Source organism: Nocardia sp. NPDC056611, from assembly GCF_042792755.1.
Lineage (GTDB): Bacteria > Actinomycetota > Actinomycetes > Mycobacteriales > Mycobacteriaceae > Nocardia.
Genome location: NZ_JBHTVV010000016.1, coordinates 1 through 7,500 on the forward strand (window position 1 = coordinate 1; position 7,500 = coordinate 7,500).

The 7,500-nt window shown below is 43.4% G+C and carries 5 protein-coding genes and 3 rRNA genes (1 of these 8 only partly in view); 4 read left to right on the top strand and 4 right to left on the bottom strand.

The features are described from left to right. The 3 genes from ACFRAQ_RS36765 to ACFRAQ_RS36775 all read left to right on the top strand — a co-directional run. Positions 1-923, top strand: a 23S ribosomal RNA gene (locus tag ACFRAQ_RS36765); the annotation flags it as partial. Between the two features lie 61 nt (positions 924-984). Then, positions 985-1,100: ribosomal RNA gene (gene rrf / locus ACFRAQ_RS36770) — 5S ribosomal RNA — on the top strand. A 147-nt stretch (positions 1,101-1,247) separates the two neighbouring features. Then, positions 1,248-2,090 (top strand): tyrosine-type recombinase/integrase, encoded by an 843-nt coding sequence (locus ACFRAQ_RS36775; protein ID WP_376296049.1) that lies wholly within the window; start codon positions 1,248-1,250, stop codon positions 2,088-2,090. Positions 2,091-2,136: 46 nt separating this feature from the next. Here ACFRAQ_RS36775 and ACFRAQ_RS36780 read toward each other — a convergent pair whose 3' ends face one another. From ACFRAQ_RS36780 to ACFRAQ_RS36795, 4 genes are all read right to left on the bottom strand, one after another. Further along, on the bottom strand, positions 2,137-2,400 hold the full coding sequence (locus ACFRAQ_RS36780) for a hypothetical protein (RefSeq protein WP_376296050.1): 264 nt from the start codon (positions 2,398-2,400) through the stop codon (positions 2,137-2,139). Then, a complete protein-coding gene (locus ACFRAQ_RS36785) occupies positions 2,384-3,181 on the bottom strand; it encodes a ParA family protein (protein WP_376296051.1) in 798 nt (265 codons plus the stop codon). The genes ACFRAQ_RS36780 and ACFRAQ_RS36785 overlap by 17 nt, the downstream gene beginning before the upstream one ends. A 137-nt stretch (positions 3,182-3,318) precedes the next feature. Beyond that, positions 3,319-4,569: a replication initiation protein gene (locus ACFRAQ_RS36790; RefSeq protein WP_376532906.1), complete on the bottom strand. Its 1,251-nt coding sequence runs from the start codon at positions 4,567-4,569 to the stop codon at positions 3,319-3,321. A gap of 985 nt (positions 4,570-5,554) precedes the next feature. Then, a complete protein-coding gene (locus tag ACFRAQ_RS36795; protein ID WP_376174685.1) occupies positions 5,555-6,124 on the bottom strand; it encodes a tyrosine-type recombinase/integrase in 570 nt (189 codons plus the stop codon). Positions 6,125-6,661: 537 nt separating this feature from the next. On the opposite strand from ACFRAQ_RS36795, the gene ACFRAQ_RS36800 reads away from it, so the two are divergent. Then, positions 6,662-7,500: ribosomal RNA gene (locus ACFRAQ_RS36800) — 16S ribosomal RNA — on the top strand (it continues 711 nt past the right edge of the window).

A 7,500-nucleotide genomic window follows, 5' to 3' on the forward strand; every position in this document is an offset into this window, starting at 1 on the left:
AACGATCTGGGCACTGTCTCAACGAGAGACTCGGTGAAATTATAGTACCTGTGAAGATGCAGGTTACCCGCGACAGGACGGAAAGACCCCGTGGAGCTTTACTGCAGCCTGATATTGAATGTTGGTACAGCTTGTACAGGATAGGTAGGAGCCTTGGAAACCGGAGCGCCAGCTTCGGTGGAGGCATCGGTGGGATACTACCCTGGCTGTATTGACCTTCTAACCCGCCGCCCTTATCGGGCGGGGAGACAGTGTCAGGTGGGCAGTTTGACTGGGGCGGTCGCCTCCTAAAAGGTAACGGAGGCGCCCAAAGGTTCCCTCAGAATGGTTGGAAATCATTCGCAGAGTGTAAAGGCACAAGGGAGCTTGACTGCGAGACCTACAAGTCGAGCAGGGACGAAAGTCGGGCTTAGTGATCCGGTGGTTCCGCATGGAAGGGCCATCGCTCAACGGATAAAAGCTACCCCGGGGATAACAGGCTTATCTCCCCCAAGAGTCCACATCGACGGGGAGGTTTGGCACCTCGATGTCGGCTCATCGCATCCTGGGGCTGTAGTCGGTCCCAAGGGTTGGGCTGTTCGCCCATTAAAGCGGTACGCGAGCTGGGTTCAGAACGTCGTGAGACAGTTCGGTCCCTATCCGTCGCGGGCGCAGGAAATTTGAGAGGAGCTGTCCTTAGTACGAGAGGACCGGGATGGACGCACCGCTGGTGTACCAGTTGTTCTGCCAAGGGCATCGCTGGGTAGCTATGTGCGGACGGGATAAGTGCTGAAAGCATCTAAGCATGAAGCCCCCCTCAAGATGAGATTTCCCATTCCGCAAGGAAGTAAGATCCCTGAAAGATGATCAGGTTGATAGGTCTGAGGTGGAAGTGTGGCGACACATGGAGCTGACAGATACTAATCGATCGAGGACTTAACCAAAATGACGTGCAGAATTTACTTCTTCTATTATCTAGTTTTGAAGGAACAACGTTCCTCATAGTTTGGTGGCGATAGCGAAGAGGTCACACCCGTTCCCATGCCGAACACGGAAGTTAAGCTCTTCAGCGCCGATGGTAGTCGGGGGTTTCCCCCTGTGAGAGTAGGACGCCGCCAAGCAATTTCTAGTTTTAGGATTCATAACCCGAAGAATGCAGGTTCAAAATCCTATCTCTTTTCAAAAAAACCTTAGGATTTTTCCTAAGGTTTTTTTGTATATTTTTTCATCTGAAGCGTTTGGATGAACTCTAGGCGGGAGGATTTTTGATGAATAAAGAAGAAATCCGAAATACTGACCAAATCCTTCATTCTTTTGCTGAATGGTTAATGGATCAAAATAAATCAGACAGTACGGCTAAAACATATGTAGGTGTTCTCTCTCAATTTTTTCAATGGATGAAAGAAGAAATAGAAGAGATTGAATCGACCCATGTGCAGGCCTATCTTGATTATATGGACGATTCCAATAAAAGTGCCGGAACAATCGAAAAGCATTATACAGCCATCACTGTATTTTCCCGGTTTCTTAACAAACCAGAGATTATGGCCAACATTGACCGCAAAGCCAAGGAAAAGAAGGATGAACCACCAGAGTCACTGGAGCCAGCTGAACAGTCAGCACTAATAAAAGAAGTGGAAGACGAAGGAAATGTGCGGAACATTGCTATTGTTTATGTTCTTCTTCATACCGGGATTCGGGTCTCCGAGCTTTGTGAATTAAATCACACCGATATAAAAAAAGACGGTGAAAGAGAATCTATTCTTATCCGGGATTCAAAAGGCGAGATTGAACGGGTTATCCCCCTATCAAGAGCTGCCAGTGAGCATATTAAGCGTTATAAAGACTCTCTGAAGGCCGAGAATGAAGCAGTCTTCTTATCCAGTGTTAACCAGCGTATGACACCGAGGGCGGTTCAATATATGCTGAGCAAGTACGATGTGAGCCCGCACAAGTTGAGACATACTTTTTGCCAGAATCTTATCGATAAAGGAATTGAGATTCAAACCGTCTCAAAGCTGGTCGGCCATAAGGATTTAAATATGACTAAACGCTATATCAAAGAATCCGGACAGGGACTTGATGCAGCTATTCAAAATACATTTGATTGATAAAAAAGAAATACCCAGTTATTCGGGTATTTCTTTTTTATCGTGTTCATTTAAGATACTGTTCCAATGCTTCCTCGATCAATAGATAAATGTTCTTTTCCTGAAGCAGCGACTGCATTTTCAGTTCTTTATGAAGGTCCGTTCTTAGATCGAAGGATACCCGTTTTCGGTCTTTCTTCTTTTCTTCTTTTTTTCCACTGTTTAAACGTTCCTTGGTTTCTTCCGGTAATACTTCTTCGTTCAAGGCAAAACTGGGGCTAATGTGCTTTTGACTGCGCATTTTACTCTTGATGTCATTTACCTTCGACACGGCTGATCAACTCCTTATAGAATCCTTCGTATTGTCCCAATGCCTGCCGCAGTTCAGCGTTCTGGTTAAATCCATACAGAGATAATCTGCCAACAGGCGCCTTCCTGGTAATCACCGTATCAAATACCAGGTCCGGGTAATCTTCCGCAATTAGTTCATTAAAGGCCTTGGCATCGCTTCGCCTTACATCATTCATCGTGCGCAGCACGCCGATCGCCTGAGTATTTCTCTTTCCGAATTCATTGGCTCCATGGATAGAATCCATGAAATTCGGGATAGCTGAATAGCACCAATTTGAACATTCGAATAAAACAACCACGTATTCACTGGCACACAGTGCATTTGTTGTCTGTTCGCTTAAGGAGGGAGGAGTATCAATAACGATAAAATCGTATCTGTCCCTGACGGACTTCAAAGCATGATCTAAGACAGAACTTGGATTCCCGCTAAAAGGGATCGTATCGCCTTTATATGTTTTTCCCGTATACAGCCAGCGCGGGAAAGTTGCCAAAAAGTTGTTGGCAGGCAGAAGATCGAGGTGATCGTTGATATTCAGTATGTAGCCCTCAACATTATCTTCCTGCATCGCTTCCAGCACGGACTTGCCCATATACTCATTTGAAGGCTGCTCAGACAGAAGCTCTGTAAGGTTGCCCTGTGAGTCCATATCCACTGCAAGGACCCTATATCCATTTCTGCTCAACAAGTGCGCGAGAATGCCGGTTGTGGTGGATTTTCCGCAGCCTCCCTTTTGAATTCCCATTGTAATAGTAATCGCCATCCCTTTATCACCCTTTCTTCTTTTATTTTTTTCTTCTAACGTTGTTTTCTTCTTTTCTTCTTTTCTTCCTTTCTTCTAACGTTGTTTTCTTCTTATTTTATACGATGCCTTTGTCATCCAATTAAAAAAGGCACTCATTAATGGGTGCCTTTTTTTAATTTCTTAAGTTGCTTTTCGAACTTACGCTTGCGCTTTTCTAGCTCCTCTACTGAATCACTTTCAGCCTCCGGCTCCTGAATTTGCAGAACTTCAAATAATTCTTCTTTAATTTCTTCAAATGTAACTGCTGCTGATTCATGATCCAATTTCAGTACTTCCTCCATTTTTTCAATGGACTTTTCCCGTATATACCAAGCAGGCAGTACTTCTTTTGATTTTCTGAAGTCAGATACTAAGCGTATAAGGATGTCTTCTGATTCATCATTATCCTTGTTTGCTGCCTTTAAGACCTTGGTTATGTATCCGACGGGGTTTTCGATGTCCTTGCGGTCCTGTATTTTCTCCAGGAGGCTCATTACATTGTCCTGTCCATGCTTTTCCCATGAAAGAATGACTTCGTCCGTTAACCTTACCCCCATCTTTAAGCCGAGTTTTTTCACTTTCTCTATAAACGTATCGGCAAATTCCTGCAAATGATTTTGAAGCAGGTCCAATTGATCAGGTTTTCCATTGCTTCCTGAAGTAATGAAAAATTTGATTTTATCCACTCTTCGTCCTGTCCTGATTTCTTCTATTTCAAAGGATATATCCGTTTTAGCCTTCAATTCCTTCTGGGCTGGTACAAGAACACGCTGCTTAAAGTTTCCGTATGCAGGATAGATATCCTCAGCCCCGAGCATTTTGCGCAGGTCCTTCAGGTAAAAGGATCTTTCCTTCAGTCTTTCATATTGCTTCAGTAATTCATATATCCTTATGGCGTAGGAGCTTTTCAGCTTCACCACATTCTCAAGTTTGTAGCTTGTGAATTCCCTTTTCAGCTGAAGCAGGTACGGCCGCAGGAAGGGATCAAACCTTATGTCTACAGTTCCTTCCGTTTCGTTATACGCTACATAGCTGAGCCACGAAACCTGTATGACCTTTTTTTTAATCCGCACTTCAAATACCTTCTTCATCAAATCCTTCGTAATCTGCTTCAGTTCTGTATATTTGGGTGTTCCTTTTAAGCTTAGGAGATCTGAAAATTCCTGAATAGGCAGGGTGTAGGTTTTGAAATCTGAATCTGCAGGTGTAATATGGCTCGCCAGACAAAGGATGATTTTTTGTTCTACCACGCCTAATTTATAATTTGCTTCAATGAGCATATTCGACTTAGTCACCAAATGGTTGTTCTGTGTTTCGTTTTTTTCTAAAATTTTCATCACAATTTCCTCCCTTTCGAGCTTCTTCATTATGACAAAAATCCATCGATAACAAAAGGATTTTTTTGTTATAATTCGCACCAAAAATGTTATAGTTCGCACCAAAAATGTTATAGTTCGCACCAAAAATGTTATAGTTCAGGCACCAAAAATGTTATAGTTCGCACCAAAAATGTTATAGTTCGCACCAAAAATGTTATAGTTCGCACCAAAAATGTTATAGTTAGAGGTCTTGAGGCCAGTCATACCAATGGTTTGAGGCCTCCGAAAACAATTAAAACAATGTAAAACAATTAAAACAATATTAGTAAAACAAACACAACAGGGGGTTTTTTGTTGTGAAAATTCTGAAAACTTTAAGATAGAGTAAGTTCAAAACACTAATTTGTGTATCAAAGGTTAAAGACTATTATTTTTTTAAAAGGTTTTAATGATCTGTCTTTACACCTCTGATAGAGCGATAAAAAGAGAGAAATTATAAAGAATTCAATGTCTGGCTTTATTTCTGTCTTATTTCTAGCATGATCTTATACATATTCAGGATACCGGCCGGCTCATTCTTTTTCGTAAACGCCAGAAGACCTCACCCTGCCAACGTACCTTTTGGAATGCTGAGGTCTTCTGGCACTCTAAAGATATCGCCGGCCGGTAGGGAAAGTTTTCTGTCTTGATGTGAACAGTCAGGCAAGATGTGAGTTAAGAGAAAATAAATGCTTTAGAAAAAGAAAAAGAGAAAAATGAAAGTAGATAAAGCTACAGATGTAGGATTCGAGGGTTCCGAAAAGGAAAAATGAAAAACAGGCATAAAAGTGTATGATTCACCAAGAGGTTTTTAAAAAATACGCTGTTTAAGCTTTGTATTTGCCTTTCTAAGCTGTTTGATTTTTTTCCGAATAGGAAAATAAAGATAGGGAGTTCAAACCTCTAAAAACAGCCTTTATGGACGTCTGATAACGAGGGTCTTTCGGAAGTAAAAAAAAAGAACAGTCAAAGACTGCTCCTTCGTTCGGAACCGTTATTTAAACACACTGAAGGTTTTCAAGACATTATTGGTTTCTTCTTCTGTGATGCCGATATACCTCAGGGTAATCGAAGGGTCCGAATGGTGCAGGATTCCCTGCAGCATCGCAATGTCCTTTGTCGCTTTGTAAAACCAGTATCCGAACGTTTTCCGCAGGGTATGGTTGCCGACATGGTCGACACCAGCAAAGTCGGCGGCCTTATTTAACTGCCGGTATGCCTGGGTCGGCGTGATGGCGCCGTCCCCCTTCCGGGATGGAAAAAGCCACTCACTGTCCACATTGACGGCATAGCCGTAGACTTCCTGAAAACAGTTTTCAAGGTACATCTCCCTGATTTTTTGTGTTTTTCCCTCTTTGATGCGCAGTATCTTCGTGTACTTTCCTTTCAAATTCAGAATCTGTTTGGTTTTGAGTCGTAAAAGATCTCCAACTCGCAGCCCGGTTTCACAGCCAAGGACAAACAGAATGTAATCACGTTCCGAACAATGGCGTTTAAGCGCCCACTTCATATCTTCCAGCTGCTGCTGGTTCCGAATGGGCTGCACGTTCTTAATAGGGTTCATAATTGTGTCCCCTTCTTTTTCAAGACGTTCCGAAAAGGTTGCGAGCCCTTATAAAACGGATACTTGAATGTATGATTTTATGTATTTATCTTCATTATAAGGATTAAAAACGAAGGAAGTCAATGAAATCAAGGAAATGAATGTACGGTCGTCTACAGAATCATACATAAAGTAACTTGCTAAAAAAATCATTGACATCATGTGTAAACTCTTTTATCATAAGGGAGTTGCTTATTTAGCAAGCAAGGCATTTTTGATCTTAGAAATTATTGATAGAGCAGTAAAAACAAGATCGAACATGTTCTTGAAAAAAACTATTGACGTCTTATTGAAATAGTAGTAAGATTAGGTAGTCGCTAAGAAATAGCGATTTTAAAAATAACTAACATTCTTCGCAGAAGTTGACAACTACTCAACTTCGTGATATGATGATTAAGTTGTTAAAGTGATTGCTCTTTGAAAACTGAACAAAACTAAGCGCCAACGTTTTAAAATAGTGAGCACACACTCTAAAAGCAAATGAGCAAGTCAAACATTTCTTCGGAGAGTTTGATCCTGGCTCAGGACGAACGCTGGCGGCGTGCCTAATACATGCAAGTCGAGCGGACAGATGGGAGCTTGCTCCCTGATGTTAGCGGCGGACGGGTGAGTAACACGTGGGTAACCTGCCTGTAAGACTGGGATAACTCCGGGAAACCGGGGCTAATACCGGATGCTTGTTTGAACCGCATGGTTCAGACATAAAAGGTGGCTTCGGCTACCACTTACAGATGGACCCGCGGCGCATTAGCTAGTTGGTGAGGTAACGGCTCACCAAGGCAACGATGCGTAGCCGACCTGAGAGGGTGATCGGCCACACTGGGACTGAGACACGGCCCAGACTCCTACGGGAGGCAGCAGTAGGGAATCTTCCGCAATGGACGAAAGTCTGACGGAGCAACGCCGCGTGAGTGATGAAGGTTTTCGGATCGTAAAGCTCTGTTGTTAGGGAAGAACAAGTGCCGTTCAAATAGGGCGGCACCTTGACGGTACCTAACCAGAAAGCCACGGCTAACTACGTGCCAGCAGCCGCGGTAATACGTAGGTGGCAAGCGTTGTCCGGAATTATTGGGCGTAAAGGGCTCGCAGGCGGTTTCTTAAGTCTGATGTGAAAGCCCCCGGCTCAACCGGGGAGGGTCATTGGAAACTGGGGAACTTGAGTGCAGAAGAGGAGAGTGGAATTCCACGTGTAGCGGTGAAATGCGTAGAGATGTGGAGGAACACCAGTGGCGAAGGCGACTCTCTGGTCTGTAACTGACGCTGAGGAGCGAAAGCGTGGGGAGCGAACAGGATTAGATACCCTGGTAGTCCACGCCGTAAACGATGAGTGCTAAGTG